At 65.4% G+C, this 26,411-nt stretch carries 30 protein-coding genes, 1 tRNA gene, 1 pseudogene and 1 riboswitch; of the genes and pseudogenes, 18 read left to right on the forward strand and 14 right to left on the reverse strand.

Annotated features, from left to right (window positions below):
- Window positions 1-58: 58 nt before the first annotated feature.
- On the reverse strand, window positions 59-493 hold the full coding sequence (cadR, locus tag AC1IQ6_RS15970; protein ID WP_209166322.1) for a Cd(II)/Pb(II)-responsive transcriptional regulator: 435 nt from the start codon (window positions 491-493) through the stop codon (window positions 59-61).
- Window positions 494-607: 114 nt separating this feature from the next.
- Between cadR and AC1IQ6_RS15975 the strand changes: the two genes are divergently transcribed.
- Window positions 608-2,983 (forward strand): heavy metal translocating P-type ATPase, encoded by a 2,376-nt coding sequence (locus AC1IQ6_RS15975; RefSeq protein ID WP_485864922.1) that lies wholly within the window; start codon window positions 608-610, stop codon window positions 2,981-2,983.
- Window positions 2,984-3,092: 109 nt separating this feature from the next.
- On the opposite strand, the gene speG is transcribed toward AC1IQ6_RS15975, so the two are convergent.
- Together speG and AC1IQ6_RS15985 are read right to left on the reverse strand one after the other, a co-directional pair.
- Entirely contained in the window at window positions 3,093-3,677 is a 585-nt protein-coding gene (gene speG, locus AC1IQ6_RS15980; RefSeq protein WP_102770818.1) for a spermidine N1-acetyltransferase, read from the reverse strand.
- Between the two features lie 45 nt (window positions 3,678-3,722).
- Window positions 3,723-4,637, reverse strand: a complete 915-nt coding sequence (locus tag AC1IQ6_RS15985) for a LysR family transcriptional regulator (protein WP_111825337.1) — start codon at window positions 4,635-4,637, stop codon at window positions 3,723-3,725.
- Between the two features lie 183 nt (window positions 4,638-4,820).
- On the opposite strand from AC1IQ6_RS15985, the gene AC1IQ6_RS15990 reads away from it, so the two are divergent.
- Genes AC1IQ6_RS15990 through AC1IQ6_RS16000 form a run of 3 tightly spaced genes read left to right on the forward strand, consistent with a single transcriptional unit; the run spans window position 4,821 to window position 8,215 of the window.
- On the forward strand, window positions 4,821-6,122 hold the full coding sequence (locus AC1IQ6_RS15990) for an MFS transporter (protein WP_485864923.1): 1,302 nt from the start codon (window positions 4,821-4,823) through the stop codon (window positions 6,120-6,122).
- A 24-nt stretch (window positions 6,123-6,146) separates the two neighbouring features.
- On the forward strand, window positions 6,147-7,640 hold the full coding sequence (locus AC1IQ6_RS15995) for a M81 family metallopeptidase (protein ID WP_485864924.1): 1,494 nt from the start codon (window positions 6,147-6,149) through the stop codon (window positions 7,638-7,640).
- A 53-nt stretch (window positions 7,641-7,693) separates the two neighbouring features.
- Window positions 7,694-8,215, forward strand: coding sequence for a 2'-5' RNA ligase family protein (locus tag AC1IQ6_RS16000; protein WP_479729961.1), 522 nt, complete (start codon window positions 7,694-7,696; stop codon window positions 8,213-8,215).
- A gap of 11 nt (window positions 8,216-8,226) precedes the next feature.
- Here AC1IQ6_RS16000 and AC1IQ6_RS16005 read toward each other — a convergent pair whose 3' ends face one another.
- Both AC1IQ6_RS16005 and AC1IQ6_RS16010 read right to left on the reverse strand, forming a co-directional pair.
- Entirely contained in the window at window positions 8,227-8,931 is a 705-nt protein-coding gene (locus tag AC1IQ6_RS16005) for a riboflavin synthase subunit alpha (RefSeq protein ID WP_209166261.1), read from the reverse strand.
- 96 nt (window positions 8,932-9,027) lie between these two features.
- Window positions 9,028-10,461, reverse strand: coding sequence for an aldehyde dehydrogenase family protein (locus AC1IQ6_RS16010; RefSeq protein WP_485864925.1), 1,434 nt, complete (start codon window positions 10,459-10,461; stop codon window positions 9,028-9,030).
- Between the two features lie 231 nt (window positions 10,462-10,692).
- Between AC1IQ6_RS16010 and AC1IQ6_RS16015 the strand changes: the two genes are divergently transcribed.
- Together AC1IQ6_RS16015 and AC1IQ6_RS16020 are read left to right on the forward strand one after the other, a co-directional pair.
- Window positions 10,693-11,496 (forward strand): FadR/GntR family transcriptional regulator, encoded by an 804-nt coding sequence (locus tag AC1IQ6_RS16015; protein WP_102771794.1) that lies wholly within the window; start codon window positions 10,693-10,695, stop codon window positions 11,494-11,496.
- A 16-nt stretch (window positions 11,497-11,512) separates the two neighbouring features.
- A complete protein-coding gene (locus AC1IQ6_RS16020) occupies window positions 11,513-12,295 on the forward strand; it encodes a 3-oxoacyl-ACP reductase (RefSeq protein WP_485864926.1) in 783 nt (260 codons plus the stop codon).
- A 35-nt stretch (window positions 12,296-12,330) separates the two neighbouring features.
- Here the strand turns inward: AC1IQ6_RS16020 and AC1IQ6_RS16025 are convergent, their stop codons facing one another.
- Together AC1IQ6_RS16025 and AC1IQ6_RS16030 are read right to left on the reverse strand one after the other, a co-directional pair.
- Window positions 12,331-12,549, reverse strand: a complete 219-nt coding sequence (locus AC1IQ6_RS16025; RefSeq protein ID WP_146196854.1) for a hypothetical protein — start codon at window positions 12,547-12,549, stop codon at window positions 12,331-12,333.
- An 18-nt stretch (window positions 12,550-12,567) separates the two neighbouring features.
- Window positions 12,568-12,795: a hypothetical protein gene (locus AC1IQ6_RS16030; RefSeq protein WP_102770809.1), complete on the reverse strand. Its 228-nt coding sequence runs from the start codon at window positions 12,793-12,795 to the stop codon at window positions 12,568-12,570.
- 262 nt (window positions 12,796-13,057) lie between these two features.
- Here AC1IQ6_RS16030 and xth point away from each other — a divergent pair, with 262 nt between their 5' ends.
- Together xth and AC1IQ6_RS16040 are read left to right on the forward strand one after the other, a co-directional pair.
- Window positions 13,058-13,840, forward strand: a complete 783-nt coding sequence (xth, locus tag AC1IQ6_RS16035) for an exodeoxyribonuclease III (protein WP_485864927.1) — start codon at window positions 13,058-13,060, stop codon at window positions 13,838-13,840.
- A 64-nt stretch (window positions 13,841-13,904) separates the two neighbouring features.
- Window positions 13,905-13,980, forward strand: a tRNA-Ala gene (locus AC1IQ6_RS16040).
- Window positions 13,981-14,251: 271 nt separating this feature from the next.
- Here AC1IQ6_RS16040 and AC1IQ6_RS16045 read toward each other — a convergent pair.
- The 3 genes from AC1IQ6_RS16045 to AC1IQ6_RS16055 all read right to left on the reverse strand — a co-directional run bounded on the left by AC1IQ6_RS16045 (window position 14,252) and on the right by AC1IQ6_RS16055 (window position 15,234).
- Window positions 14,252-14,464 (reverse strand): AbrB/MazE/SpoVT family DNA-binding domain-containing protein, encoded by a 213-nt coding sequence (locus AC1IQ6_RS16045; RefSeq protein WP_111825345.1) that lies wholly within the window; start codon window positions 14,462-14,464, stop codon window positions 14,252-14,254.
- A 69-nt stretch (window positions 14,465-14,533) separates the two neighbouring features.
- Window positions 14,534-14,935 carry a type II toxin-antitoxin system MqsA family antitoxin gene (locus tag AC1IQ6_RS16050; RefSeq protein ID WP_102776094.1) on the reverse strand — a complete coding sequence of 134 codons (402 nt, stop codon included), beginning with the start codon at window positions 14,933-14,935 and terminating at the stop codon, window positions 14,534-14,536.
- A gap of 2 nt (window positions 14,936-14,937) precedes the next feature.
- Window positions 14,938-15,234, reverse strand: coding sequence for a type II toxin-antitoxin system MqsR family toxin (locus AC1IQ6_RS16055; RefSeq protein ID WP_485864928.1), 297 nt, complete (start codon window positions 15,232-15,234; stop codon window positions 14,938-14,940).
- A 194-nt stretch (window positions 15,235-15,428) separates the two neighbouring features.
- On the opposite strand from AC1IQ6_RS16055, the gene AC1IQ6_RS16060 reads away from it, so the two are divergent.
- Together AC1IQ6_RS16060 and AC1IQ6_RS16065 are read left to right on the forward strand one after the other, a co-directional pair.
- Complete coding sequence (locus AC1IQ6_RS16060; RefSeq protein ID WP_485864929.1) at window positions 15,429-15,650, forward strand: FitA-like ribbon-helix-helix domain-containing protein; 222 nt, start codon at window positions 15,429-15,431, stop codon at window positions 15,648-15,650.
- Window positions 15,647-16,087 carry a PIN domain-containing protein gene (locus AC1IQ6_RS16065; RefSeq protein WP_485864930.1) on the forward strand — a complete coding sequence of 147 codons (441 nt, stop codon included), beginning with the start codon at window positions 15,647-15,649 and terminating at the stop codon, window positions 16,085-16,087. The genes AC1IQ6_RS16060 and AC1IQ6_RS16065 overlap by 4 nt, the downstream gene beginning before the upstream one ends.
- 29 nt (window positions 16,088-16,116) lie before the next feature.
- Here the strand turns inward: AC1IQ6_RS16065 and AC1IQ6_RS16070 are convergent, their stop codons facing one another.
- Genes AC1IQ6_RS16070 through AC1IQ6_RS16080 form a run of 3 tightly spaced genes read right to left on the reverse strand, consistent with a single transcriptional unit; the run spans window position 16,117 to window position 17,357 of the window.
- A complete protein-coding gene (locus tag AC1IQ6_RS16070) occupies window positions 16,117-16,794 on the reverse strand; it encodes a metallophosphoesterase (RefSeq protein WP_485864931.1) in 678 nt (225 codons plus the stop codon).
- Window positions 16,784-17,047 (reverse strand): type II toxin-antitoxin system RelE/ParE family toxin, encoded by a 264-nt coding sequence (locus AC1IQ6_RS16075; RefSeq protein WP_485864932.1) that lies wholly within the window; start codon window positions 17,045-17,047, stop codon window positions 16,784-16,786. The genes AC1IQ6_RS16070 and AC1IQ6_RS16075 overlap by 11 nt, the downstream gene beginning before the upstream one ends.
- 10 nt (window positions 17,048-17,057) lie before the next feature.
- The gene (locus AC1IQ6_RS16080) at window positions 17,058-17,357 is read right to left on the reverse strand and encodes a type II toxin-antitoxin system RelB/DinJ family antitoxin (RefSeq protein ID WP_111825351.1); all 300 of its coding nucleotides are present in this window, start codon (window positions 17,355-17,357) and stop codon (window positions 17,058-17,060) included.
- A gap of 171 nt (window positions 17,358-17,528) precedes the next feature.
- On the opposite strand from AC1IQ6_RS16080, the gene AC1IQ6_RS16085 reads away from it, so the two are divergent.
- On the forward strand, window positions 17,529-17,957 hold the full coding sequence (locus AC1IQ6_RS16085) for a VOC family protein (RefSeq protein WP_111825352.1): 429 nt from the start codon (window positions 17,529-17,531) through the stop codon (window positions 17,955-17,957).
- A gap of 13 nt (window positions 17,958-17,970) precedes the next feature.
- Here the strand turns inward: AC1IQ6_RS16085 and AC1IQ6_RS16090 are convergent, their stop codons facing one another.
- On the reverse strand, window positions 17,971-19,422 hold the full coding sequence (locus AC1IQ6_RS16090) for a sodium:solute symporter family protein (RefSeq protein ID WP_485864933.1): 1,452 nt from the start codon (window positions 19,420-19,422) through the stop codon (window positions 17,971-17,973).
- Between the two features lie 53 nt (window positions 19,423-19,475).
- Window positions 19,476-19,581, reverse strand: a riboswitch (TPP riboswitch).
- Between the two features lie 126 nt (window positions 19,582-19,707).
- Between AC1IQ6_RS16090 and AC1IQ6_RS16095 the strand changes: the two genes are divergently transcribed.
- From AC1IQ6_RS16095 to AC1IQ6_RS16125, 7 genes and pseudogenes are all read left to right on the forward strand, one after another.
- A complete protein-coding gene (locus AC1IQ6_RS16095) occupies window positions 19,708-20,994 on the forward strand; it encodes an LLM class flavin-dependent oxidoreductase (RefSeq protein WP_485864934.1) in 1,287 nt (428 codons plus the stop codon).
- A 359-nt stretch (window positions 20,995-21,353) separates the two neighbouring features.
- Complete coding sequence (locus tag AC1IQ6_RS16100; protein ID WP_102776102.1) at window positions 21,354-22,493, forward strand: porin; 1,140 nt, start codon at window positions 21,354-21,356, stop codon at window positions 22,491-22,493.
- A 255-nt stretch (window positions 22,494-22,748) separates the two neighbouring features.
- Window positions 22,749-23,954, forward strand: a complete 1,206-nt coding sequence (locus AC1IQ6_RS16105) for a tyrosine-type recombinase/integrase (RefSeq protein ID WP_017232038.1) — start codon at window positions 22,749-22,751, stop codon at window positions 23,952-23,954.
- 139 nt (window positions 23,955-24,093) lie between these two features.
- Window positions 24,094-24,477 carry a type II toxin-antitoxin system RelE/ParE family toxin gene (locus AC1IQ6_RS16110; RefSeq protein ID WP_017232039.1) on the forward strand — a complete coding sequence of 128 codons (384 nt, stop codon included), beginning with the start codon at window positions 24,094-24,096 and terminating at the stop codon, window positions 24,475-24,477.
- Complete coding sequence (locus AC1IQ6_RS16115; RefSeq protein WP_012479502.1) at window positions 24,458-24,763, forward strand: helix-turn-helix domain-containing protein; 306 nt, start codon at window positions 24,458-24,460, stop codon at window positions 24,761-24,763. The genes AC1IQ6_RS16110 and AC1IQ6_RS16115 overlap by 20 nt, the downstream gene beginning before the upstream one ends.
- 25 nt (window positions 24,764-24,788) lie before the next feature.
- A complete protein-coding gene (locus tag AC1IQ6_RS16120; RefSeq protein WP_017232040.1) occupies window positions 24,789-26,072 on the forward strand; it encodes a hypothetical protein in 1,284 nt (427 codons plus the stop codon).
- Window positions 26,073-26,327: 255 nt separating this feature from the next.
- A pseudogene (locus tag AC1IQ6_RS16125) lies at window positions 26,328-26,375 on the forward strand (hypothetical protein); the annotation flags it as partial.
- Between the last annotated feature and the right edge of the window lie 36 nt (window positions 26,376-26,411).

Here is a 26,411-nt window from a genome sequence, read left to right on the forward strand (position 1 = left end):
GCGCGCGCCGATCCCCCGCCGCGCGGCAAGGGTATGGCGGGAGGGTTCGGCCCGGATTTCAGCCCAGGTGCGTATGCCGTTCCTGGCGCTCTTCGACCTGCATTTCGCTGAGACCGTGCAGGATGCCGCAGTCCTCCGCGTCGGGCCGGGCCGACAGGCAGCGCTGGCGCAGTTCGGCCAGCTGGGACTTGAGCTGGGTGAGCTCGGCGATGCGCGCGTCCACGTGGGCGATGTGCTCGTCGAACAGCTCATTAATGGGGCCGCAGCCAGTCTGGTGATTGTCCGCCAGCGACAGGATGGCGCGGATCTCGTCCTGCGTCATGTCCAGCGCCCGGCAGTTGCGGATCAGTCGCAGCCGTTCCAGATGGGCCTGGCCGTAGCTGCGGTAGTTGTTCAGGCCCCGTTCCGGGGCCGGCAACAGCCCTTCGCGCTCGTAGTACCTGATGGTTTCGACCGTGGTGCCGGTGGCCGTGGCCAGTTCGCCTATGCGCATGGTTGCCTCCTGGATCATGTCCGTTTCGTAATGAGGGGTTGACCCTATAGTAACTCCAAGGTGTGCAATAGCGTCACCAAGCATATTTCAAGGCAGAAGGCGATGTCTTTACCTATGGTCAAGCAACACGAACATGCACATGGCCACGCGCACGACCATGCGGGCCATGACCATGCCGGACACGATCACTCGCACCACGATCACGCCGGACATGACCACTGCGGTCACGATCACCCGGGCCACGATCATCCGGGGCATGACCACGCCGGGCACGACCATGCCGCCGGCGCCTGCTGCGGCCACGACCACGCGGCGCAGCCCTTCACGCTGTCTGGCGGCGGCGCGGCCACGCTCGTCGCCGGCCCCGGCCAGGCGCTGGCGCGCCTGCGCATCGGGCAGATGGACTGCCCCACCGAGGAAACGCTGATCCGCAAGAAGCTGGGCGGCATGGACGGCGTGCACGCGCTGGATTTCAACCTGATGCAGCGCGTCCTGACGGTGGTGCACGCCGAAGGCGCGCTGGACCGCATCATGGCCGCCATCCGTTCGCTGGACATGACCCCCGAGCCGCTGGCCGCGGACGCGCCGCAGCAAGCCGCGCCCGCGGCCAAGCCGGTCAACTGGTGGCAGATCGGCGGCGCCGGCCTGCTGGCGGCGATGTCCGAGATTTCGCATTTCGCCAGCTGGCCGCTGGCCGTCACCGCCGGCCTGGCCGTGGCCGCCATCATCGCCTGCGGCATCGGCACCTACCGCAAGGGCTGGATCGCCGTGCGCAACGGCAACCTCAACATCAACGCGCTGATGAGCCTGGCCGTGACCGGCGCCGTGCTCATCGGCCAGTGGCCCGAGGCGGCCATGGTGATGTTCCTGTTCAACGTGGCCGAACTGATCGAAGCCCGCTCGCTGGACCGGGCGCGCAACGCCATCCGCGGACTGCTGGATCTGGCGCCGGAAACGGCGACGGTGCGCCAGGCCGACGGCAGCTGGGCCGTGATGCCCGCCGCCGGCCTGCAACCGGGCGACATCGTGCGGGTCCGGCCGGGCGAGCGCATCGCCGCCGACGGCATCATCGTCAGCGGCAGCTCGGCGGTGGACCAGTCGCCCATCACCGGCGAAAGCCTGCCCGTGGAAAAAGCGCAGGACGACCCGGTCTACGCGGCCACCGTCAACGCCTCGGGCTCGTTCGAATACCGCGTCACGGCGGCGGCCGGCAACACCACGCTGGCGCGCATCATCCACGCGGTGGAACAGGCCCAGAGCGCCCGCGCGCCCACCCAGCGCTTCATCGACCGCTTCTCGCGCATCTACACGCCCACCGTGGTGGTGGTGGCGCTGCTGGTGGCCGTGGTGCCGCCCCTGCTGTGGAGCCAGCCCTGGTTCGACGCGATCTACCGCGCGCTGGCGCTGCTCATCATCGCCTGCCCCTGCGCGCTGGTCATCTCCACGCCGGTCAGCATCGTCAGCGGCCTGACCGCGGCGTCGCGGCGCGGCATCCTGGTCAAGGGCGGCGTCTATCTCGAAGAAGGCCGCAACCTCAAATGGCTGGCGCTGGACAAGACCGGCACCCTGACCCACGGCAAGCCGGTGCAGACCGACCTGCTGGACTGGGAACCCGCCGGCGCCGGCCGCCAGCCCGCCGCGCTGGTCGCCGCCAGCCTGGCCGCGCGGTCGGACCACCCGGTCTCGCTGGCCGTGGCCAACGCGGCGCGCGAGGCCGGCAAGACCCTGCTCGACGTCGACGGCTTCACGGCGCTGGCCGGGCGCGGCGTGTCCGGCGTGGTCGACGGCGTGACCTACCAGCTGGGCAACCTGCGCCTGATGCGCGAAGCCGGCGTTTCCAGCGACGCGCTGGAAACCCGCATGGGCGAGCTGGAACGCCAGGGCAAGAGCGTGATCGCGCTGACCGACGGCAGCCGCGTGCTGGCGCTGGCCGCCGTGGCCGACACCGTCAAGCCCACCAGCGCCGCGGCCGTCGCCGACCTGCATGCCCTGGGCGTGCGCACGCTGATGCTGACCGGCGACAACACCCACACGGCCCAGGCCATCGCGCGCCAGGTCGGCATCGACGAGGCGCGCGGCGACCAGCTGCCCGAGGACAAGCTGAGCGCCATCGAAAGCAAGCTGGCCGCCGGCGGTCGCGTCGGCATGGTGGGCGACGGCATCAACGACGCCCCCGCCCTGGCCCGCGCCGATATCGGCTTCGCCATGGGCGCGGCCGGCACCGGCACCGCCATCGAGACCGCCGACGTGGCGCTGATGGACGACGACCTGCGCAAGATCGGCACCTTCCTGCGCCTGTCGCGCGCCACGCACAGCGTGCTGGTGCAGAACATCGTGCTGGCGCTGGGCATCAAGGCGGTATTCCTGGCGCTGGCCATGACCGGCAACGCCACGCTGTGGATGGCGGTGTTCGCCGACGTGGGCGCCAGCCTGCTGGTGGTGTTCAACGGGCTGCGGCTGTTGCGGGCGGCGCCTGTCGGAGCGGGGTAGGGAGGCGGTGGGGCGATGCGATCGGCAAACGTAGGATGGGTGCAGCGCGAGATGCTTTGAACAAGAACCCGAATATCGAGCGCGCGAAACCCATCACTTCGCAACAACGCTAACCCGCCTGCTCTTCCTGCGGCCAGTCGCGCAACACAGGCGCGTCCGGCGCACCCGGTCCGTTCTCGCGCAGATGGTCTTTCTGCAACAACGCCATGCGATAGGCGTCCCGATAGGAGCCGTTGGAGAAGAACTCTTCCTTCAGCAGGCCTTCGATGGTGAAGCCGCAGCGCTCGTAGATATGGACGGCGGCGCGGTTGTCCTTGTCGACCACCAGATAGACCTTGTGCAGGTTCAGCACGCGGAAGGCATAGCCCACCGCGATGCGGGTCGCGGCCTTGGCGTAGCCCCGGCCCTGGTACGAGGGCGCGATGATGATCTGGAATTCCGCGCGCCGGTGGATGTAGTCGATTTCCACCAGTTCGACCAGGCCGGCCGGCTGGCCGGTGTCGTGCTCGATGATGAATCGCCGCTCGTTCTGCGCGTGCAGGTGGCGGTCGTACAGTGCGACGAGTTCGTCGTAGGCCTCGTAGGGCTCTTCGAACCAGTAACGCATGATGACGTCGTTATTGTTGATTTTGTGCACAAAGTGCAGATCGCCGCGCTCCAGGGGGCGAATTCGGATATCGGATGTGACCGACATGTTTACCTCCGCAAGTCGATCCATTGTATGCCGCGCGCCCTGCCGTCACGGCAGCGCGAAGGCCGGCAGCCGCAGCGCGATGCGCCGCATGACCTCGTTGGCGGCCGACGACAGCGGGCGTCCCAGGCGCAGCAGCGCCTGGCATTCGGGCGCGCTCAGGATCGGATGCTCGATGGGAATGGCGACCAGCTCGCCGCTGGCCAGTTCATGGTGCACGCCGAGATTGGGCATCAGCGTCACGCCCGCGCCGGTCATGGCGTACTGCTTGAGCACGCGCAGCGAATTGGTGGTCAGGCTGGGCGTCAGGTGCACGCGCTCGGTGAACTCCAGCAGGTCCACCGCCTGGCGCAGCCCGTAGGGCGAAGCCATCAGCGCGAACGGATACGGCAGGATGTCGTTGATGGTGAGCGGCGCCCGCCGCGCGGCCAGCGCGTGGCCGCGCCCGGCGACCAGGCACACCGGGTGCTTGCGGCTGGCGCGGCAGCGCAGCCGCGGGTCCACCGGCGGGTTGTAGGCCAGGCCGATATGCGCGGCGTCGCTGGCCACCGCCTCGACCACCTCGTTGACCGAGCCCACGTCCACGCTGAGCTTGATGCGCGGATGCTCGATGCAGAACGGGCCGACCACGTGCTCCATCAGGCTGTCGATGAAACCCTCGCTGATCATCAGCTGCACGCTGCCGCTCTGCATGCCGCGCCATTCCTGCAGGCGCGCGTTCAGGTGTTCCTGCTGCGCGCGGCAGCCGCGGTAGTACTCCAGCAGCATGTCGGCGGCCTCGGTGGGCGCCAGCCCGCGCGGGCGCCGCTCGAAAAGCTGCACGCCCAGCTCCTTTTCCAGCAGCTGGATCTGGCGGCTGATGACGGAAGCGGCCGTGTCCAGCTTGTCGGCCGCTCCGCGTATCGAACCGCAGGCCACGACCTCGTGGAAGTACTTCAGGCGGACCTGGTTGATTTCCTGCATATCCCCTTGTTCCCCGGCGCTGGCGATGCGCCGCAATGACCGGGCTTGTGTTGCCCAACAGGCAACGATAATTCATCTTTCCGGTTATTGTCTGCAACGCGTGATCTTCCAATAATGGCGGCGCCGGTGTTCCGGCGCCATCCCCATCCATCGCGGGCGCAGACCCGCGCGAGGAGACATGCAATGCAAAATCCGACCACGCCGGGCGCGGACCCGCGCCTGGCCCCGCTGTACCGCAAGATCACCTGGCGCCTGCTGCCCTTTCTGCTGCTGTGCTACGTGTTCGCCTACCTGGACCGCATCAACATCGGCTTCGCCAAGCTGCAGATGCAGCAGGACGTGGGCATTTCCGACGCGGTCTACGGCCTGGGCGCGGGCATCTTCTTCCTGGGCTACGTACTGTTCGAGGTGCCCAGCAACCTGCTGCTCACGCGCATCGGCGCGCGCCGCACCATCAGCCGCATCATGGTGCTGTGGGGGCTGACCTCGGCCTCGATGCTGTTCGTGCAGGGTGAATGGAGCTTCTACGTCCTGCGCTTCATGCTGGGCGTGTTCGAAGCCGGCTTCGCGCCCGGCATGATCTTCTACCTGACCTACTGGTACTCGCAGTCGCGCATGGCCGGCGTCATGGCGGTGGTCATGCTGGCCGGCCCCATCGGCGGCATCGTGGGCGGGCCGGTGTCGGCCTGGATCATGACCGCCTTCTCGGGCGCGCACGGCCTGGACGGATGGCAATGGATGTTCCTGCTCGAAGGCCTGCCCTGTGTGGCGCTCGGGGCGGTGGCTTTCTATTTCCTGGACGACCGGCCGGCCGAGGCCCGCTGGCTCAGCGCCGAGGAAAAGGCCCTGCTCGCCGCCGACCTGGACACGCGCGGCGCGCAGCAGAAGCACGCCTTCTCGCAGGTGCTGCGCGACCCCGCCATCTACGGCATGGCGCTGACCTACTTCTGCCTGATCTGCGGCATCTACGCCGTGAGTTTCTGGCTGCCCACCCTGCTGAAGCTGGCGGGCGTGCAGGACACAATGGAGATCGGCCTGTACTCGGCCATTCCGTACGTGGCCGCGGCCGTGTTCATGCTGTGGTTCGCGCGCAGCTCGGACCGCATGCAGGAACGGCGCTGGCACACCCTTGCGCCCGCCCTGATGGCCGGGCTGTCGCTGTGCGTGGCCACCGCCGCGCCGACGCAATTCGCGCTTTCCCTGACCGCGATCACGCTGGCCACCGGCTTCATGTGGGCCGCATACACGGTATTCTGGGCCATCCCGTCGCAGTACCTGAAGGGCCAGGCGGCCGCCGGCGGCATCGCCCTCATCAACAGCATCGGCCTCCTGGGCGGCTTCCTCAGCCCCTCGATCATCGGCTGGTCCAAGCAGGTCACCGGCTCGCTGGCGGGCGGCCTCTACGTCATCTCCGCCCTGCTGGTGGCCGGCGCCCTGCTGCTGCTGGTGAACCGCCCGCCCCGTCCCGCGCCCGCAGGCGCCTGAGCTCCAACCCACAGGAAACCCATCATGCACATACTGGTTGCCGGTTTTCAGCACGAGACCAACACCTTCGCGCCGTCGCTGGCCGGGTACGAGAACTTCGTCCGCGGCGAAGGCTTCCCCGCCATGGTGCGCGGCGAGGACATGCTGGCCCTGCGCGAGGTCAATATCCCCGCCGGCGGCTTCATCAACGCGGTCCTGGCCCAGGGCCATACCGTGCAGACCGTGATCTGGGCGGGCGCCAGCCCCTCGGCCCACGTGACCCGCGACGCCTACGAGCGCATCGCCGGCGAGATCCTGGACGCGGCGCGCGCCGGCGGCTACGACGCGGTCTACCTGGACCTGCACGGCGCCATGGTCGCGCAGCACCTGGACGACGGCGAAGGCGAGCTGCTGGCCCGCATGCGCGCCATCGTCGGGCCGGACGTGCCGGTGATCGCCAGCCTGGACCTGCATGCCAACGTCACCGCGCAGATGCTGCAGGCCGCCGACGGCCTGGCCGCGTTCCGTACCTATCCGCACGTGGACATGGCCGACACCGGCGCGCACGCGGCGCGGCTGCTGCAGGCCCGCAACACCGCCGGCCCCGCCTGGTGCCGCAGCGAGCGCCGCCTGCCCTTCCTGATCCCGATCAACGGCATGTGCACGCTGCTGGAGCCGTCCCGCGGCGTCTACGACCTGCTGGCGCAGCTGGAACAGACGCCGGGCGTGGCCTCGATCTCGTTCGCGCCGGGCTTTCCGGCCGCGGACTTCCCGGAATGCGGCCCGGTGGTGTGGGCCTACGGCACCGACCCCGCCGCGGTCGAGCGCGTGACCGAAATGCTCTACCGGCGCGTGCTGGAGCTGGAGCCCGAATGGTCGCCCGACTTCCTGGAGCCGGCCGAGGCCGTGCGCCGCGCGCAGGCGCTGGCGGCCGGCGCCTCGCGTCCGGTGGTCATCGCCGATACGCAGGACAATCCCGGCGCGGGCGGCGACGCCAACACCACCGGCATGCTGCGCGCGCTGGTCGAGGCCGACGCGCAGAACGCCGCGCTGGGCCTGTTCTACGACCCCGAGGCCGTGCGCCTGGCCACCGAGGCCGGGCTGGGCAACCGGGTCCGGCTGAAGCTGGGCGGACAGTCCGGCGTGGCCGGCGACACCGCATTCGAAGGGGAATTCACGGTCGAGACCTTGTCGGCCGGCAAGCTGCGCTTCGACGGCCCGATGATGAACGGCATGGACGTGGACCTGGAAGGCGTAGCCGGCCTGCGCATCGGCGGCGTGCGCGTGGTGGTCAGCGCCACCAAATCGCAGATGCTGGACCGCAACCTGTTCCGCGTCGGCGGCGTGCAGCCCGAGGAAATGGGCATCCTGGTGGTCAAGAGTTCGGTGCACTTCCGCGCCGACTTCCAGCCCATCGCGCACGAGGTGCTGGTGGCCAAGGCCCCCGGCCCCATGCAGGCCGATCCCGCCGACCTGCCCTGGACCCGGTTGCAGCCGGGCATGCGCATCCGGCCGCTGGGCCCCGCCTTCTCGTACTGAAGGCCGGCGCCCGCCGGATTGGCGTACGCGCCCGGCGATGGCAGACTGGCGGCATGAAGAAGATCCTCACGCTCGCCTATCCCCGCCTGTCCGGGCCGGACGCCGAATTCATCGAAGCGTTCCGCCAACAGCACGACGGCCAGCACCGGCTGGCCAAGGCGCACTTCACGATGGCGTTCGGCAGCGCCGGCATCGACGAACATGCCTACCTGAAGCACGTGGAAGAAACCGCCCGCGCGGCGCGACCCATCGCCTTCGCGTGCCGCTACGCCATGCTGGCCGGCGACGCGGCGCAGGCCTATGCCTACCTGGTTCCCGACGAAGGCTACAGCCAGCTGTCGCGCCTGCATGACGCCCTGTACCGCCAACTGCTGGCGCCTACGCTGCGGCTGGACCTTCCCTATGTGCCGCACATCGCGGTCGCTTCATCGAGCAACCGCGCCCTGATGAAATCCCTGTGCGACGAGCTGAACCAGGGCGACCTGGAAATCCGCGGCTCGGTCGAACGGCTGACCGTGGCGGCGCTGGAGAACAGCGTGCTGACCGACCTGGTCTCGTATCCGCTGGGCGGCTGAAGCGGCCCGGGCTACTTCAGCCGGGCCTGCGGGCTGACGAAATCCTCCAGCGTCAGGCCTTTTTCCTTCAGGATGGCTTCCAGCAGCGGCTGCAGCTTGCCCAGGCTTTCCTGCACGGTTTCGCGCACCGTGTCGACCACCACCTGGGTGCTGCGCTCGATCTCGATATTGACGAAGTCGCCGGCCTGCTTGTCCTCGAACACCGTCATGCGGCGGGTTTCGGGAATCAGCCAGACCTCGAACCAGCCTTCGGCGCGATTGACCTCGGATACCGTCAGGCTGGCGCCGTTGATGGCGATATAGCCCTTGGCGAAAACATACTTGCGGAAATCGGCGGGGATGCTGAAGCGCATCAGGCGGTTGGTGTCCGAGGACTGCACCATCAGCACCTCGGAGGTGAAGTCCACGTGGCCCGACAGCGGATGGCCGCCGATCTCGGCGCCGTCCTTGGCCGCGCGCTCGACGTTGGCGCGGTCGCCCGTGCGCAGGCCGCCCAGCGTGGTGATGGCCAGGCTTTGCTGCATGACGTCGAAGCGGGCCCGGTTCTCGCCCAGCAGCTCGGTGACCGTCAGGCAGACGCCGTCGGTCGAAACGCTGGCGCCCACCGCCAGGTCCACGCAGAACCCGGGCGGAAAATCGAGCGTAAACGTGCGCAGGCCCTCGCGGTCGGAGATCTCGGCGATCTTCGCGGTGCCTTGGACTATTCCTGTGAACATGTGAATCCTGAAGCGGGCGCGGCGGCCCCTGGCAAAACATCAACGTTAACCGATATTTTGCCAGGGACCGCCGCGGCGGCCCTGCGGATTACAGGCTCAGTGCTTGATGGCGATGGTCTTCAGCGTGGTGAAGCCATACAGGGCCTCGAAGCCCTTTTCGCGGCCGTAGCCGGACTGGCGCGAACCGCCGAACGGCAGCTCCACGCCGCCGCCGGCGCCGTAATTGTTGATGAACACCTGGCCGGCGCGCAGCTTGCGGGCCAGGCGCAGCTGGCGGCCGCCGTCGCGGGTCCAGACGCCGGCCACCAGGCCGTAGAGCGTACCGTTGGCGATGGCCAGCGCCTCTTCCTCGGTGTCGAACGGCATGGCCGCCAGCACCGGGCCGAACACTTCCTCCTGCGCCAGGCGGCTGTCGGACGGCACGTCGCGGAACAGCACCGGCGGCTGGTAGAAGCCCGCCTCGGGCGTGCCTTCCTTGAGCTTGCCGCGCGCGGCGACCTTCATGCCGGCGGCTTCGGCCTCGCTCACGAAGCCGCGCACGCGATCCTGCTGGCGGGCGTTGATCAGCGGGCCCACGTCGAGGTCGGCCGCGGCCGGGCCGGTGACCGTGGCCGCAAAGGCCTCGGACAGGCGCTTGAGCACGGTTTCGTACACGCCGCGCTGGATCAGCACGCGGCTGCCGGCCGAGCAGGTCTGGCCCGCGTTCTGGATGATGGCGCCCAGCAGCACCGGCAGCGCGGCGTCCAGGTCGGCGTCGTCGAACACGATCTGGGGCGACTTGCCGCCCAGTTCCAGCGTGACCGGCACGTGGTTCTCGGCGGCGGCGTGCGCCACCATCTTGCCGGTCTGCGGCGAGCCGGTGAAGGAAATATGGTCGATGCCCGGATGCGCCGACAGCGCCGCGCCGGCCTCGTGGCCGTAACCCGTGACGATGTTCAGCGAGCCGGCGGGCAGGCCCGCCTCGGCGGCGATCTCCGCCAGCTTCAGCAGCGACAGGCAGGCGTCTTCGGCCGGCTTGACCACGCAGGCGTTGCCGGCGGCCAGCGCCGCGCCCACGCTGCGGCCGAAGATCTGCAGCGGGTAGTTCCAGGGCACGATGTGGCCGGTGACGCCGTGCGGTTCGCGCACCGTCAGCACGGTGAAGCCCGGGTTGTAGGGAATGGTCTCGCCGTGCAGCTTGTCGACCGCGCCGGCATAGAACTCGAAGTACCGGGCCACCGCGGCGGCGTCGGCGCGCGCCTGCTTGATGGGCTTGCCGGTGTCGGCCGATTCCAGCTGCGCCAGTTCTTCCTGGCGATCCAGCAGCGCGAACGCGATGCGCATGAGCAGGCGGCTGCGCGCGGCGGGCGCCATCTGGCCCCACTCGCCTTCGTAAGCCTCGCGCGCCACCTTCACGGCGCGGTCCACGTCGGCTTGGCCCGAGCGCGCAATCGCCTCGAACGGCTTGCCATCGGACGGGTTCAGGACATCTATGGTTTCGCCGGTAGCGGCCGCCACCCATTGGTTGGCGATAAAGTTCTTCTGAGTCACGATGTGCGGAGTAAAGTAGCGGCCGGACGGCCGGTTGTGAAATGGTGAGCGATCAGATCCCATTATGAGAGCCGCCAAAAACTTGTCAATTGAATTGACAGCCTTTGTCCCAAGAGTCAGGATATTTTTCCGTCATCTCGGGTTATCCCTAACATTCCAACGGCTTAGCACCGCCTCAAACTTGTTATGGCCACTGACAAACCCGATCCGGGGCGCACCCGCGGCGTGCCGATAAGCAACGTGCGCGACCCGCAGCTGGCCTCGCTGCTGGAAGCCGCCAACCGCCCCCGTCCCGAACTGGACGTGCTGGCCGAAGTGGCGTCCGGCCTGGGCTACGTGCGCGCCGAACGCTTCGCCGAGCGCGTCTACGAAAGCCTGTTCTACGCAATCGCCACCGGCAAGATCGCGCCCGGCAGCAAACTGCCCACCGAACTGGAACTGGCCGCCCTCTTCGAGGTCTCGCGCCCCGTGGTGCGCCAGGCCCTGGACCGGCTGCGCGAAGACCAGCTGGTGGACTCCATCCGGGGCTCGGGCTCCTACGTGCGCGCCAAGCCCGACCTGATGGGCGGCATGCCCGCGGTCGACCCGGCCCGCCGGGTCGGCCACATCCTCGAAGGCCTGGAGCTGCGCATGGTGATCGAGCCCGAATGCGCCTACCTGGCCGCGCTGCGCCGCACTTCCGACGACCTGGGCGAAATGGACCGCATGCTGACCGGCTACGAAGAAGCCGACGCCTCCGGCGCCATCGCCCACCACCACGACTACGGATTCCACCGCGCCATCGCCGCGGCCACCGGCAACCAGCGCTTCGTGCAGGTGCTGAAATCGCTGGAATACGACGTCAGCCACGCGGTCAACGTCATGCGCCACCTGGTCCACAGCGAGCCCTGGAAACGCACCCGCGCCGCCATCGACGAACACCGCCACATCTACCGGCTGATCCAGGAACAGGACGCCGAAGGCGCGCGCAACGTCATGCGCGCCCATATCGAAAAAGCCCGCAGCCGCATGCTCAACAGCGGCCCGGAACACTGAGCAGGAAGCCTCACCCATGTCATCGCAACGCACGCCCCTGAACCTCGACCAGCAACTCGTCATCGTCACCGGCGCCAGCCGCGGCCTGGGAGCCGTCATCGCCCAGGCCTTCCTGCGCGAAGGCGCCAGGGTCGTCATCAACTACCTGAACAGCGCCGACCGGGCCCAGGCCCTGGCCGCCGCAGTCCCCCACCGCGCGCTGGCGCTGCAGGCCGACGTGCGCGACCCGGCCGCCGTCGCCGCCCTGGTCGCCCAGGCCAGCGAACATTTCGGCATGCCCGTCAGCACCGTGGTCAACAACGCCCTGCCCGCCTTCCAGTTCGACGGCGACCTGCGCCCGCATGCCGACACGCTGGACTGGAGCCGCATGAACGCGCAGCTCGAAGGCAGCGTGCGCGCCGCGCTCAACACCACCCAGGCCGTCCTGCCCGCCATGCGCGCCGCCGGCGGCGGACGCATCATCAACGTCGGCACCAACCTGGTCCAGAATCCGGTCGTGCCCTATCACGACTACACCGCCGCCAAGGCGGCGCTGCTGGCCTTCACCCGCACCCTGTCGCACGAACTGGGCGCCGACGGCATCACGGTCAACATGGTTTCGGGCGGCCTGCTGCGCACCACCGACGCCTCGGCCGCCACGCCGGACGCGGTGTTCGACATGATCGCCGCCGGCACGCCGCTGCGCGAAGTCACCACGCCGGCGCAGTTCGCCGACGCGGTGCTGTTCTTCGCCAGCCCGTGGTCGCGCGCCGTCACCGGCCAGAACCTGATCGTCGACGGCGGCCTGGTGAAGGGATAAAACGGAACCGGCCGCGTGAAACCGGCTTGTGGACGCTATGCCTGCAGCCGGCGGGCGCTGATCTCGCCGGCGGCGTAGCGGATGCCCTTGAGCGCGGCGTCCTCGCTAATGAAGGCCGAATCGCCCACGCCGATGCGCGTCCATTGATGATGCGGCGCGGTCCGCACCCAGGCCTCGAACCCCTGGCGCGCCGCCAGCGGCCGCAGTTCGTATTCGAGGCGATAGCCGTTGAGCCTGATCACACCTGTAGTCATAGCCGACTCCTCCGCCTCTCAGCTCCGGCCCGCGATGCCGCAGGCGCGCATGATGGAAGTCCCCGAAGCAGCCATGGCCCCCTGTGGATCATTCTCCGCCCGCACCACCTCCGTGACGCGTTGACCGTCGACCATCCATCGCCGCGCGATGCTGATCACGTCGGTGAACTCGGGCCGCGGCCCATCCAGCAGCCAGCCGACTATCGGAACACCGGGAGAAACCGTTTCCAAATCAAGGCATTTCATGCCGCTCTCCGTTCAGGGAACCCTAGCAGCGTAGCCATTGATTGAATCTTTAAGTATTAGGAATGCGCAAAAATTTGAACATTTTGTATGTTCATTGCATTTTTGCCGCCCATGACAGCGGGCGGAGGGGGCGACATACCTGCTCACATATCGGGACCGCACCACCCCGCGCAAGCCGGCACGGTATCATCCGACGTGATCCGGGAGCCGCAATTCCCGCCGATGGCCAAAGCGCCGCAACAACAAACGGTCTACGCGAAAAATGAAATTAGCCACCTGGAACGTGAACTCCCTGAACGTGCGCCTGCAGCAGGTGCTCGACTGGCTCGCCGCCAATCCGGTCGACGTGCTGTGCATCCAGGAACTCAAGCTCACGGACGACAAGTTTCCCGAAGCCGCCTTCACTGAAGCCGGCTATCACGCCGTCTGGGCCGGGCAGAAGACCTACAACGGCGTGGCCATTATTTCGCGCGTGCCCGGCACCTCCATGGAGCGCAACATCCCCGGCTACGAAGACCCGCAGCAGCGCGTGCTGGCGCTGACCTTTCCCGGCCCCGAAGGCGACGTGCGGGTGGTCTGCGCCTACTGCCCCAACGGCCAGTCCGTGGGCTCGGACAAATACGCCTACAAGCTGGAATGGTTCGAGGCCATGCGCAAATGGTTGGCCGAGGAAATCAAGCAATACCCCAGGCTGGCGGTGCTGGGCGACTACAACGTGGCGCCCGCCGACGAGGACGTGCACAACCCCGAGAAATGGGAAGGCCAGGTGCTGGTCTCGGAACCCGAGCGCGCCGCCTTCCGCGCCCTGCTCGACCTGGGCCTGAGCGATTCCTTCCGCCTGTTCGAGCAACCCGAGAAATCCTTCAGCTGGTGGGACTACCGCCAATTCGCCTTCCGCCGCAACGCCGGCCTGCGGATCGACCACGTCCTGCTATCGGCCCCGCTGGTCAAGCGCTGCGTCGCCTGCACCATCGACAAGGAACCGCGCCGCAACGAACAACCCTCCGACCACGCCCCGGTCGTGGCCACTTTGGAATTCGTCTGAACTTGATATCGCCATCCCGCTTGCATGCGGGCTTGGCTTTATGTATAGTTGCGGTCTTGCTTTTGGGGCGGTAGCTCAGCTGGGAGAGCGTCGCGTTCGCAATGCGAAGGTCGGGAGTTCGATCCTCCTCCGCTCCACCAAATTCCAGACGAAAAGCCTTGGACACACGCTAAGTGGTCCAAGGCTTTTTTGTTTGCGCTGTCGGGCCTTGGCGCCTGCGCGCTATGCAAACGGGTTTCGCAAGGAAAGGCGGCTTTCGTAGACCTGGCCGTGGTTCATGTCTTCGGTATAAAGCGTCTGGCATCCGGCTCCGATGGCCGCCGAAGAAGCAGGCCTTCCGCCCGATCGGCTTTGGCGGTATCGGCCGACAGCAAGCACAGCACGACATTGCTGTCCAGAAAGTCCCTGCCCTTAGCCGCGCTCGTTGGCTTCATTTCGGTCGAACCTGAAGTCGGCGGGCAACTTGCCGCGAAAGGCGCGCAGCCGCTCGAGCAGCGCTTCGGCGCCGGGCTTCTTGCGGATCCCGAAGGTCCGGGGCGCGTCCACGGCGATCTCGATTTCGATATCGTCTCCCTCGCGCAACTCCAACGCCTCAACGATGCTGGCGGGGAGACGAACCGCCAGACTCCTTTCTTAGATATACAAAAAATTGTATATCCAGACAGCAGGCCGGCAACATGATCACATAAAAGATCAAGCCGCTCTAACTTCGTTAAGCAGATCAGGGTGCTGATCCAGCAGCTTGAGCAACTTGACCAAAGCCAGCGGCGGTTTGGTCTTACCGTTCTCATAGCGTGAGAAGGCATTAACGCCACCGCCAAAGATTTCAGCAGCCTCACGCTGGTCAAGGTGCAATTTCTTGCGCACACGAGCAATGAAGTTGGGATCAACGATGGAAGCATTCACCTGCTTATTGAATTGCAACATCAATTCGCTGGTGCGTGCCGATTCGTCCATTCCCAAAATCGCCTCGCCGCATACCGGGCAAAAGTCGCCCGTGATCGCTGAAATAACGGTGGTTTCACCCTTGTAGGTATAGGGTAGGTCGCGGGTGTCGTGGATCAGTTCTGCCGCGCCGCAAGCAGGACATTTCATAGTCATAGCTCCTTGAAGGACACGATCAGCACGTCATCAATGACCGTCAGCTTCAGGTACACGTCGCCCGCCTGCGTGCTCGGCCGGTAGACGTCCTGCCATACTTTGTAATCGGCATGGGTGGTCATGCTCTTGTAGAAGTCCGCTGACGTGAGTGCCATCACCACGTCCAGCATTTCTGGGATTCCAAACCCCATTTGCGCCGCACCGCTCACTGCCGAATACGTGGTGCGAACCTTGCCAGCAGCCACCAGAGCTTTAACGACCGGCAGCTTGCAATGTGGGGCTCCTTTCTCCATAGACCAATCCTAACCTAGTAGGTTTATTTTAGCAAGTTGGTTAATGAGCTGTGCAACGGCGTCACCATCGGCGCCCATCCGTCCCAGTAACCGAATCAGGCCAGCAGATCGGCGCGAGCCTATGCGGTCCACTGAGGCCCTGGCACGGCGCCTCCGATCGATCAGCGCCTGCGCTCCGCAACATCCCCGAAGAGGTGCACCGCGCCCTCCGTGCTCGCGCGACCACGCATGGCCGCAGCACCGAGGCCGAGGTTCGTAGCATTCTGGAGCAAGCGGCCCGGCCCGAAGGACGCGTAAAGCTCGGTTCTCTGTTGGCGTCAATCGCGCGCGAAGCCGGCGGCTTGAACGATGTCGAGGCGGAGGCCATCAATCGCGTCCGCGACAAGACGCCCGCCGACCCGCTGCGCTTTGAATGATTGTTCTCGATACCAACGTGATTTCGGAATTGTGGAAGGCCAGCCCCGCTGCGCAGGTGTTGGCCTGGATGGACGCCCAGGCGATCGAAACGCTCCATCTTTCTGCCATCACGGTCGCTGAACTGCGGTTCGGCCTCCGCGTCATGCCGGATAGCAAACGGCGAACAATATTTCTAGAGCGCCTGGAACACGCGCTGCTGCCGCTTTTCGCCGGCCGCATCGTCCCGTTCGATCTGGACGCATCGCGCGCCTATGCCGAACTTATGGTGCGTGCACGCAAGGCCGGCAAGACTATCGGCGTGTCGGATGGCCGCATCGCCGCGTCGGCGATGGCGTGCAGCCTGATCGTGGCCATGCGCGATGTCGCGCCGTTCGAGACCGCCGGTCTTGCCGTCATCAATCCGTGGAACGAACCTCACAGCCCAGGCCAACCGTAAACGCCGCAGCGCGCCGAGTCCCAGCCCGCTCAAGCCTTGAGCGTATGCAGATCCAGCAGCGTGAACTTCCCTTCTGCCCGCCAGCCGCCTGTATCGATGTAATGCACGTTGCCGAGCTGCGCCGGCTTGCGCAGCGTCATGTGCCCGTGAACCACCGCCCGTATGTTGCGCACGGGCTGGGCGTACCGCATGCGGTAGCGCTCGATGGACCACAGGCAGTCCTCTTCGTCTTCCGGACTGAAACGGTCTTCGTGTATGGCTTGCCAGTCGTCATACGGAAAATCCGCATGGACCAGGCCGACCAGGCCGTCCGGCGTTTCGACTTCGATGGCCAGCGGCAAGGCCTGCAGGCAAGTCGCGATGCGCGCCTGCGTGTCGCGATCGCAGGCGTCCAGCCAGGCGCCGCCATGCGCGAGATGATCGACGTCGGGCAGCGGATGCTTCACCGCCCGCCGCCAGGTCATCAGCTCATGATTGCCGCAGATGGCGTGAAACCAAGGGCGTTCCAGCCAGGCCAGCACCTTGGCGGATTCCGGCCCGCGGTCCACCAGATCTCCGACTGCGAACAACCGGTCGCGCTCGGGCGCGAACCCGATGGCGGCAAGTGCGGATTCGAGCCGGCTGAAATGGCCATGGACGTCGCCCACGGCGAAATCGCGGCCGGCGGTGTTGAGGGAAAAGCGTTGGACTCGGGGATTAACGGGCATTGCAAGATTCGCTGAAGTTGTGCGCGAGCGCAGTCGCGCTTGAACGACGCAGATCAGCGCTAGTCCCGCCGACAATATAGTTTGCCGACACGACCATTTCCCGCGTCCCCGGCAACTTGCCAAAGCGGTACAGCTGAGGATACTCGGGCAATTTCGCAGCTTTGGCTTCTATATCGTCTTTCAGACGTTGGGCCGCGTCCGGATTGTCGTCGGAGATGTAGTCGACGATCGCCAGCAGATCGGCGCGAGCCAATGCCGTCCACTCAAGCCTTGGCACGGCGCTTCCGATCGATCAGCGCCTGCGCTTCGTCCATTACTTGCCGGTGCGGGACATCTGCCTGAGTGCTTGCCAGCGCCTCACGAACCTTGGCGGTAAACCACGCATCGTGCGCTTCCGAATCGAGCGTCAAGCCGGCCGGCAAACCACCTTCTTTCACCACACGGGTCAACAGGATGCGCACGGCATCCGATACGGACAAGCCGAACTGGGCTAGCTTCTGCGCCGCATCGGCTTTGAGTTTGTCGTCTACGCGCACGTGCAACATGGAAGTCTGGGCGGCCATCGTGGTTTCTCCGGGAAAGCATCGACTCTATTTTGTATCTCAATTGAGATTCACGCAAGAGCGGTCTCCGGGCGCGCGAGCCCCTCCTCCGGGATGCAATGGATGTCAGGGCACACTCAGGCAAGTTAGAGTAATTTTGCTTCGTTCTCAATCCACCCGAAGGGACATTTCATGACCACAAGAGAACTGCATCGCGGCCGCCTGATCGACCACATCGGGATGGTGGTGCGGGACCTGCCCGCCAGCAAGGCTTTTTATTTCGCCGTGTTCGAGGCCTTGCAGATTCCGTTGGGGGGCTCCGACGAGCGCAATTTCTGGGCAGACGAGCTGTACGTTTCGACGGCCGACAGCGAGGAGGTGCAGGGGCCGTTGACCGGGCGCCATCACCTGGCGTTCCAGGCCCGGGACCGGGCCATGGTGGACGCCTTTTATCGCGCCGCCCTGGCCCACGGCGGGCGGGACAACGGCGCGCCCGGCGAGCGCGGCTACCATCCGGGCTATTACGCGGCCTTCGTGCTGGACCCGGACGGCAATAACATCGAGGCCGTGTTCCACGGCGTATCCGTGCGCAGCGCGGCTTCGGTGCGCATCGTCCGCTAAACCGGCCAGGGTTTCAGACGACGTCCTGGTCCAGCCGGCGCACGGCGGCGCTCAGGGTCGAGAGGTCGAATTCCTTGCGCCCGCGCAGCAGGCAGCGCATCAGCGCCGTGGCCGCGACCGGCACCAGCGCGGCCAGCAGGAACGACTCCAGCAGGAAGGTCGGCTTGTCGCCCGGCGCCGGGAAGTAGTAGAGGCCGGCGATCAGGCCGCTGACCGTGGCCACGGTGGCCGTGAAGCCGTCGTGCTTGCGGCTGAACAGGCCGTAGAACACCGGGAAGGCGGCCGCCGAGCACAGCAGGTCGGCCAGCAGGAACAGATACAGCACGCTGTAGCCCTGCGAGGCCACCACCATCACCGGGATGGCCATGAGCAGCACCAGCCAGCGCGCCAGGCGTTTCATGGTGAGCGAGCTGGCGTTGGGCATGAGGCGGCGCAGGTCGACCGCGATGATGCTGGACACGGCGCTGATGGCGGTGTCGGCGGTGCTCATGACCAGCGACAGGCCCAGCGGGATCAGCGCGATCACGAACCACGCGGGCGCGTGCGGCATGATGACGCTGAAGAGCGCGATGGAGCTGTCGCCTTGCGGGGCCAGTCCGACGAAGGCCAGCCCGAACAGGCCCATCAGGAAGATGAACGGCGCGACCAGCAGGCCGCCCAGCAGAAAGCCGTTGCGCATGGAGCGGGCGTCGCGCGCGGCGTAGATGCGCTGCCAGTTGCCCTGGTGGAACACGCCGGTCAGCAGGATGGCGACGAAGAACGTCAGCCCGGCCTTCACGCCCATCGGGTCGGTCAGGTCCAGCAGCTGGGGCGCCTTGGCCTGCAGCGCCTCGATGGTGGGCAGCGCCCCGCCCGCGGCCTGCCAGCCGACCACGCACAGCACCACCAGCAGCGGCACGATCACCATCATCTGCACCTGGTCGGTGAAGATGGACGAGCGCAGGCCGCCGTAGCTGGTGTAGAGCAAGGTGGTGCCCATCACGATGGCGGCCGTCGTCCACAGCGGCACGGGCGCCAGCATCGCGACCAGCTTGGCGATGGCGGTGACTTCGGCCGACAGCGCGATGAAGAGGTAGAACAGCATGATGAAGAGCGCCAGCCCGTACATCGGACGGCCGTAGCGGGCCATCAGGAATTCGGTGAGGGTGTGGCCGTGCGGGATCAGTTCGCGCATGCGTCGTCCCAGCGGAATCATCACCAGCCGCGGCGACATCGAGCCCAGCGCATAGCCGACCACCGCGGCCAGTCCGCCCCAGGTCGCCGCCTGCGCGGGCGAAAACAGAATCCATGCGCCCAGCGTCGACGCCATCAGCGTCAGAATGGTACCGACCGGCCCCTGGCTGTTGCGGGCGACGATGTAGTCTTCCAGCGTGCCGCGCTTGCGCCAGGCGTACAGAATGCTCGCCACGGCGAAGCCGCCCGCAAACAGCAGCAGCCACATCAGGGCGATCGGTTGGGTAAGCATGGGGGTCGTTCCTCTCGCGCCGCTATATAGGGAAAATCCGGGGAGGGGCGCGCGAGTCTTGCGATGTCCTTCCCTTCGCCGGCATTACCCGGATCAGGTTCAAAGGGTTACCGCGGTGGCGCGGAATCTCAGCCCGTCAGGGCTCCCCCAGGAAGTGCCGCAAGATTAGGAGAGCGGCGCGGCGATGTCAACGCGGCGGACTATGTGCTAAGTTCGGCCGCTTGCGGAGCGCGCCCGCTCCTTCCACCGCCTTTCCTGCCTTCCGGTCCGCCGGAAACGACCGCCATGTTGCACCTGAATCTGTTCATTTTTGGTTGCGGCCACCATCGCGCCGCCTGGCGCCACCCCGGCTCCCCGGTCGAACGCCTGGGCGACATCCGCTATTACGAGGAGCTTGCCCGCACCGCCGAGCGCGGCAAGCTCGACGCCGTGTTCTTCGCCGACGGCCAGTCGGTCGACAACATCGGCGACGGGCCGCGCTGGTACCTGGAGCCGCTCACCACCATGGCCGCGCTGGCGCGCGCCACCGAGCGCATCGGCCTGATCAGCACGGTCTCGAGCACCTTCTTCACGCCGTTTCATGCGGCCCGCATGGTGGCCTCGCTGGACCATATCTCGGGCGGGCGCATGGGCTGGAACGTGGTGACCTCGATGTTCGACGCCGAAGCGCGCAACCACGGCTACGAATCCATGCCCGGGCACGACTGGCGCTACGCGCGCGCCGAAGAGTTCGTCGACGTGGCGCTGCGGCTGTTCGAATCCTGGGACGAGGACGCCCTGGCCATCGATCGCGGGGGCTTCTATGGCGTGCCGCAGCGGGTCCACAAGATCGGGCACCACGGCGAGCATTTCCTGGTCGACGGGCCGCTGACGGTGCCACGCCCGCCGCAGGGCCATCCGGTACTGTTCCAGGCAGGCGCCTCCGACCAGGGCCGCGACCTGGCCGCCAGGCGGGCCGAGGCCATCTACGCCGTGGCCTACGACCTGCCCGCCGCGCAGGCCTATTACCGCGACATCAAGCAACGCGTGCTGGCGGCCGGCCGCAAGGCCTTCGTGCCCATCATGCCGGGCCTGGTCACCTACGTGGGTTCGACCGAGGCCGAGGCCCGTGCCAAGCAGCGCGAACTGGACGAGCTGCTGCCCAGCGACGCCTCGCTGCGCCAGCTGGGCACCTTCGTGCTGCAGGACTGCTCGGCCTGGGAGCTGGACGCGCCGGTGCCGCCGCTGCCCCCGCTGTCCGAATTCACCGGCCCCAAGGGGCGCTATGCGACCATACTGCGCATCATCGAAACCGAACGGCCCACCGTGCGCCAGTTGCTGGGGCGGCTGGCCGCCGGCGGCGGCCACTGCACCATGGTCGGCACGCCCGAACAGATCGCCGACCGGATGGAGCACTGGTGGCGCAACGAAGGGGCCGACGGCTTCAACCTGATGCCGCCCGCCCTGCCCGGCGGCATCGAAGACTTCGTCGAGCACGTGATTCCGGTACTGCAGCGCCGCGGACTGTTCCGCCGCGATTATGAACACAGCACCTTGCGCGGCCACCTGGGCCTGGAAAAGCCGCGAGGCTGACGCCCGGGCGCGGACGCACAGCCATAATTTATCAATATGTGTGCAAAGTTCGGACCGAAGTATCTCTTTATGTATCTAGGACTTATCCGGTCAAAACCCACGTATCGGCGCCCGATATTCCTGAACTGTTGTTCATATGCAATAAACCGTAGGTATTTCAATGTGTAGGAAGTAACTAAATCTACACATTTAAGGGGACAGTCAGGGAGGATTAACCCTAATTCGGCCCTATTTAGCACATCCTGAACGATTACGTAATATCCGGTTTCATTGAATCCCGCCGGCTTGCCTAAGGTTAGGGCTGGTCTGTCTTCACCGCATTGGAGGCAGGTGACTCAAGCCATAGAACGGGATGTGATATGAAACTAACAAGAACTTTGCTCGCTGGCGCCATTCTGGCCGGCATGGCAGGCGCCGCACACGCCGAAACCTCGGTCACGCTGTACGGCGTCGTCGACTTGGGCCTGACCTACCAACGCGGCAAAGTCGGCACCACCGACTCCAACCGGGGCCTGTACGGCGGCGACTATCGTTCCCGCATCGGCATGTCCGACGGCATCCAGAACAATGGCTCGCGCTGGGGCCTGCGCGGCGTCGAAGACCTGGGCGACGGCCTGTCGGCGGTCTTCACGCTGGAAAGCGGCTTTACCGCCAACAACGGCAACCGTTCGCAAGGCGGCCGCATGTTCGGCCGTCAGGCCACCATCGGCCTGAGCCACACCGAATGGGGTCTGCTCGAACTGGGCCGCCAGACCAACATCGCGTCCAAGTACTTCCGCGGCATCGATCCGTTCTCGCTGGACTACCTGAACGCCAATATGGGCATGGCGTTCAGCGCGGCCAACACGGTCCGCTACGACAACATGGTCATGTACCAGACCCCGAGCTGGGGCGGCTTCCAGGCTGGCGTGGGCTACTCGTTCTCGACCGATGACGTCGAAGGCCCCACCGGCTTCAAGACCAAGGAAAACAACCGCGCCTGGACCGCTGGCGTGCGCTACGACAACGGCCCGCTGAACGTGGCGCTGACGTATGACGTGCAGTACCGCAAGCCCAACCAGCCGCAGCCGCAGCAGTTCATCATCGGCGGCGCGTACGACTTCGAAGTGGTCAAGCTGGCGCTGGCCTACGGCCGTTCCGAAGACGGCGTCTTCGCCGGCCAGGACTTCGCGCTGATGGGCGGCCGCCAGCAGTCCGGCGGCATCGCCCGCGGCATCGGCTATACCAACGACCGCTTCACCTGGGACGGCCTGCGCATCAACTCGTACATGGTCGGCCTGAGCGCGCCGATCGGCGGCGCCAGCAAGGTGTTCGCGTCGTGGCAACGCGCCGATCCGAACAAGAACCTGTACGCCATGGACGTGTACAGCCTGGGCTACACGTACGACCTGTCCAAGCGGACCGATCTGTACGCCCTGGCCTCCTACGCCGACGGCGCAGCCTTCATCAAGGGCGACAAGATGACCACGGTCGGCGTCGGCATCCGCCATCGCTTCTAAGCAGGTCATGGACAGCCCCAACTGAGCAGAGTCGGGGCGTCTCCTCTTTGGGCCATCCGTTCGTCGGATGGCTTTTTTTATTTCACGATGACTCCAGCCCGGCACTTCGCTGGACTGCGCTGAAGCTGGATACAGCAGGTTTATCAATAACTTACGCGCGTCCATCATATGCCGGTGCTTTCTGAAACCTGACCCGGCTTACCCTCGCGCCGCTCCTATGTGGCTCTTGGAATCGGGTCGTTCCAAGGAGTCATCATGGCCAAGATCAAGCTCACCAAGACCGCCGTAGAGGCGGCACAACCCCAGGCGCAGGCCGTCGAACTGCGGGACACCGTGGTGCCCGGCTTCCTGTGCAAGATCACCCCGGCGGGTCGCCGGGTGTTCATGCTCCAGTACCGCACGAACGCGGGCGAGCGCCGCAAGCCCGCCTTGGGTCTGTTCGGAGAACTGACCGTCGAGCAGGCCCGCGTCATGGCGCAGGACTGGCTGGCCGAGGTTCGCCGAGGCGGCGATCCCGGCGGCGCCAAAACCGAGGCGCGCAAGGCCCCCACCATCGCGGAGTTGTGCAAGAAGTTCATGGAGGACTACTCCAAGAAGCGCAACAAGCCCAGCACGCAGGAAGGCTATCAGGGCGTCATCGACCGCTGCATCATCCCATTGCTGGGCCGCAAGAAGGTGCTTGATGTGAAGCGCCCCGACATTGCCGGGCTGATGGAAAAGCTCTCGTACAAGCCGACCGAGGCAAATAAGGCATTCGGCGTACTGCGCAAGATGTTCAATCTGGCCGAAGTGTGGGGCTACCGCCCGGACGGCACGAACCCGTGCCGGCATGTCCCGATGTTCCCGCCGGGCAAGGAAACCCGGCTCATCGTGGATGGCGAATTGGCGCTGATCTACCGCCACCTGGACAAGTTGGAGGCCGAAGGGCTGGAGAACTACGTCATCCCCCTGGCGATCCGGCTGCAATTCGAGTTTGCCGCCCGGCGCTCCGAAATCTGCCCACTCGAATGGGCTTGGCTGGACTTCGAGAACCGCCGTGTGGTTTGGCCCGACAGCAAGACTGGCGGCATGTCCAAGCCCATGAGCGCGGAAGCCTATCGGCTGCTCTCGACGGCGCCGCGCCGGGAAGGCTGCCCGTATGTCCTGCCGTCGCCAAACGACCCGGACAAGCACCTGACCTTTGGCGAGCACTACGGCGGCTGGTGCCGGGCGCTCAAGGCCGCCGGCGTGCCGCACGTCGGCACGCATGGTATTCGCCACCGTTCGACCACCGACATTGCCAATTCGGGCGTGCCGACCAAGGTAGGGATGAGACTGACAGGACACAAGACCGTAGCGATGTTCATGCACTACGTCCACACAGAAGACAAGCCAGTACGCGAGGCGGCCGAACTGGTGGCCAGCCGGCGTCAGGCCATCACCGGCGCAGGGCAGCGCCAGTCGCAGGAGGCCGCAGCATGAACAGCGAAATGCTTCTGTATATGGACGACAAGCCAATCCGCCAGACATTGTCTGGCGAATCCTCCCCAACGCCGAGAAAGCCGAAAGTTGAACTGGCAAACCATGCCCGTTTCGGGTATAGTTTTCGGGAGTGCCAAATATGACCGTCTTCAAACGCAGGGACTTTGCACGGTGGCAGGCCAGCGAAAGGCTACCTGACGCCGCTTTGTGCAAAGCAGTCCAGGAGATGGAGGCCGGTCTGGTTGATGCTGACCTGGGCGGCTTTCTCTACAAGAAGCGGGTAGCGCGCCCTGGTGGCGGCAAAAGCGGCGGCTATCGGACGCTGCTGTCGGCACGGATCGGCAGCAGCTATGTGTTCCTGCATGGGTTCCCCAAGAGCAACAAGGCGAATATCACTCAGGACGAAAGGAAGGCGTTGCAGTTCGCTGGCAAGGTGTTTCTGGAACTGTCGGCAGAGAACTTGGCGAAAGCGCTGGAGTCCGGCGTTCTACTGGAGGTGTGTTGTGACGAGCAAGCTCATTGAATCCCTGCGCGGCGACTTGGCTGCGCTGCATGACGCTGGCGCAATCGGCAAGGTAACGATGCGCGAGTTCGATGCCATCTGCCCGCCGCCAGTGCGGGAGTTCAGTGCTGCCGACATCAAACACCTGCGCGAAGAACTGAAGTTCAGCCAGCCGGTGTTTGCGCTGCATCTGCACACGACAGCTTCGACGGTGCGCAAATGGGAGCAAGGCGATACCCACCCGGCCGGCCCGGCGCTCAAACTGCTGAACATCATCGCCGACAAGGGCTTGCAAGCCATCATCTAGTGCCCCGCACTGGTGACTGCCACGCATGGATGAAGCCGTAGTCGTTTTCTCCCGCAAGGGCCTGTTTCAGACCCGGATTGTGGCGCGCGATGTTCGCAGCCGGGAACATGCGCGCAAGTTATGGCCGTTGGTGTCTCCCGATGCTTTGCGGCAAATGGTGACGTGGGTCAGCCCTATCTTTGAAGATGGAAAGCTGCGTCGGCGCTCCCATTTCCGGCAATTGCCCGTTGATCGCATCTACGACCTCAGGGCGCACTTTGATGACGAAGAAACCAACCGGCAGCGGGCCGTACAGGAAAGCCAAGAGCATCGGCGCGCAAAAGAGTTGATCGCGGCAGAGCTTGGTCGGCGTCTGGATGCCCGGCTTGCCATGCCGTGGTGGTTCAAGGATGCGGATGCATCAGACTACCCGCTGGAAGGTAACCTATTGCTCGGCGCTGATCGTGTAGCGACCGAGCATCCATTGGATACACCCTTCGGCAGCCGATTCCGGCTCGATGTTGCGGTGCTTGGGCCGCCTGTCCAAGCGGAGCCAATGGTTTTGGGTGGCGTGGAAATCGAGCTTGGCCATGCCTTCGACGGACGTAAGGCACTGATCGGTAAGTCGCTGGGGTTCCCGCTCATCTCCATCGACATCACGGAAATGTCGATCGACGAGTTGACGCCAGAATGGGCGCAGCAGGCATTGACCGCCACCACGCGCAGCCACGAACAAGGGCGCCGGCAAACGTACATCTATCTCCATGACCTGCTGTACCCCCTCTACGCCCAGTTGCCAGCATTCCTCGATGACGAGCAACGTCACCAGTTCCTAGTGTTCGCAGATGATGCAACCTTGCAAAAGCTGGCGCACTGGATGAACTTGCTGGCGGAAAGGCTGGAATACCCGAAGGGAGCTGTTGCGGTCGCGTTGGTCAACGGAAAAAGTGAACAATCACGCAAGATGCTGGAGCGCGCAGGGGAAGTTGCCGGGCCTGATTGGAAGGACTTCAATAGCCAGCGGTGCCTGCGTTTGACTCTTCCTCGCCCTCGAAACACTGCGGATCTTCAGGCCCATCGTTTTCATATGACGATGGCGCGACTGCTGCTTTCCCATGCCGATGCACTTGTCGGCTACAAGTATTGCAACGGCGTGAACAACAACGATCCAGAGGAGGATGTCTGGATCGCCCATCGCTGGATTGCCGAGCAGGGTATCCATACCCAACACCGTGTGCTGCCCAAGCGATTGGCCGAGCCGATCAACCGGCTGATCGCAGTGGTGTCCGATTTACGCCGCGATCATGAAACGTCGGCCGCAGAGTCGTAACCACGCGATGCCAAAAATCATCAGGTAGCCGAATAGCTGATTGCTTACGCTGCGCCGTACTGGCCACGGTTCTGGGCAATTCCGCCCGAATAACCGGAGCACGACCATGACGCAACCGTCCTTTTCATCGTTCGGTGCTGCACTGATAGAGCCCGATTCCCAAGGCCAGAACTGTCGGCGCGACGGCTGACCAGATTCAGGAAGCCTACGTCATGCCATCGAGCATGGGTGTATCCGCGTGAAGTGGTCAAGGAGGTGCTGCGGCTCAATGCGGCGGCGGTCATTCAAGCGCACAACCACCTGAGCAGGAATCCTGAGTTGGACAGTGCCGACATATTG

The sequence above is a fragment of the Achromobacter sp. MUI-25009338 genome, assembly GCF_057359325.1.

Bases quoted from the DNA above. Each gene is read 5' to 3' on its own strand.
- cadR (WP_209166322.1), bottom strand. From the start codon at position 493: ATGCGCATAGGCGAACTGGCCACGGCCACCGGCACCACGGTCGAAACC.
- AC1IQ6_RS15975 (WP_485864922.1), top strand. From the start codon at position 608: ATGGTCAAGCAACACGAACATGCACATGGCCACGCGCACGACCATGCG.
- speG (WP_102770818.1), bottom strand. From the start codon at position 3,677: ATGTCGGTCACATCCGATATCCGAATTCGCCCCCTGGAGCGCGGCGAT.
- AC1IQ6_RS15985 (WP_111825337.1), bottom strand. From the start codon at position 4,637: ATGCAGGAAATCAACCAGGTCCGCCTGAAGTACTTCCACGAGGTCGTG.
- AC1IQ6_RS15990 (WP_485864923.1), top strand. From the start codon at position 4,821: ATGCAAAATCCGACCACGCCGGGCGCGGACCCGCGCCTGGCCCCGCTG.
- AC1IQ6_RS15995 (WP_485864924.1), top strand. From the start codon at position 6,147: ATGCACATACTGGTTGCCGGTTTTCAGCACGAGACCAACACCTTCGCG.
- AC1IQ6_RS16000 (WP_479729961.1), top strand. From the start codon at position 7,694: ATGAAGAAGATCCTCACGCTCGCCTATCCCCGCCTGTCCGGGCCGGAC.
- AC1IQ6_RS16005 (WP_209166261.1), bottom strand. From the start codon at position 8,931: ATGTTCACAGGAATAGTCCAAGGCACCGCGAAGATCGCCGAGATCTCC.
- AC1IQ6_RS16020 (WP_485864926.1), top strand. From the start codon at position 11,513: ATGTCATCGCAACGCACGCCCCTGAACCTCGACCAGCAACTCGTCATC.
- AC1IQ6_RS16025 (WP_146196854.1), bottom strand. From the start codon at position 12,549: ATGACTACAGGTGTGATCAGGCTCAACGGCTATCGCCTCGAATACGAA.
- AC1IQ6_RS16030 (WP_102770809.1), bottom strand. From the start codon at position 12,795: ATGAAATGCCTTGATTTGGAAACGGTTTCTCCCGGTGTTCCGATAGTC.
- xth (WP_485864927.1), top strand. From the start codon at position 13,058: ATGAAATTAGCCACCTGGAACGTGAACTCCCTGAACGTGCGCCTGCAG.
- AC1IQ6_RS16050 (WP_102776094.1), bottom strand. From the start codon at position 14,935: ATGAAATGTCCTGCTTGCGGCGCGGCAGAACTGATCCACGACACCCGC.
- AC1IQ6_RS16055 (WP_485864928.1), bottom strand. From the start codon at position 15,234: ATGGAGAAAGGAGCCCCACATTGCAAGCTGCCGGTCGTTAAAGCTCTG.
- AC1IQ6_RS16065 (WP_485864930.1), top strand. From the start codon at position 15,647: ATGATTGTTCTCGATACCAACGTGATTTCGGAATTGTGGAAGGCCAGC.
- AC1IQ6_RS16070 (WP_485864931.1), bottom strand. From the start codon at position 16,794: ATGCCCGTTAATCCCCGAGTCCAACGCTTTTCCCTCAACACCGCCGGC.
- AC1IQ6_RS16080 (WP_111825351.1), bottom strand. From the start codon at position 17,357: ATGGCCGCCCAGACTTCCATGTTGCACGTGCGCGTAGACGACAAACTC.
- AC1IQ6_RS16085 (WP_111825352.1), top strand. From the start codon at position 17,529: ATGACCACAAGAGAACTGCATCGCGGCCGCCTGATCGACCACATCGGG.
- AC1IQ6_RS16090 (WP_485864933.1), bottom strand. From the start codon at position 19,422: ATGCTTACCCAACCGATCGCCCTGATGTGGCTGCTGCTGTTTGCGGGC.
- AC1IQ6_RS16095 (WP_485864934.1), top strand. From the start codon at position 19,708: ATGTTGCACCTGAATCTGTTCATTTTTGGTTGCGGCCACCATCGCGCC.
- AC1IQ6_RS16100 (WP_102776102.1), top strand. From the start codon at position 21,354: ATGAAACTAACAAGAACTTTGCTCGCTGGCGCCATTCTGGCCGGCATG.
- AC1IQ6_RS16105 (WP_017232038.1), top strand. From the start codon at position 22,749: ATGGCCAAGATCAAGCTCACCAAGACCGCCGTAGAGGCGGCACAACCC.
- AC1IQ6_RS16110 (WP_017232039.1), top strand. From the start codon at position 24,094: ATGACCGTCTTCAAACGCAGGGACTTTGCACGGTGGCAGGCCAGCGAA.
- AC1IQ6_RS16120 (WP_017232040.1), top strand. From the start codon at position 24,789: ATGGATGAAGCCGTAGTCGTTTTCTCCCGCAAGGGCCTGTTTCAGACC.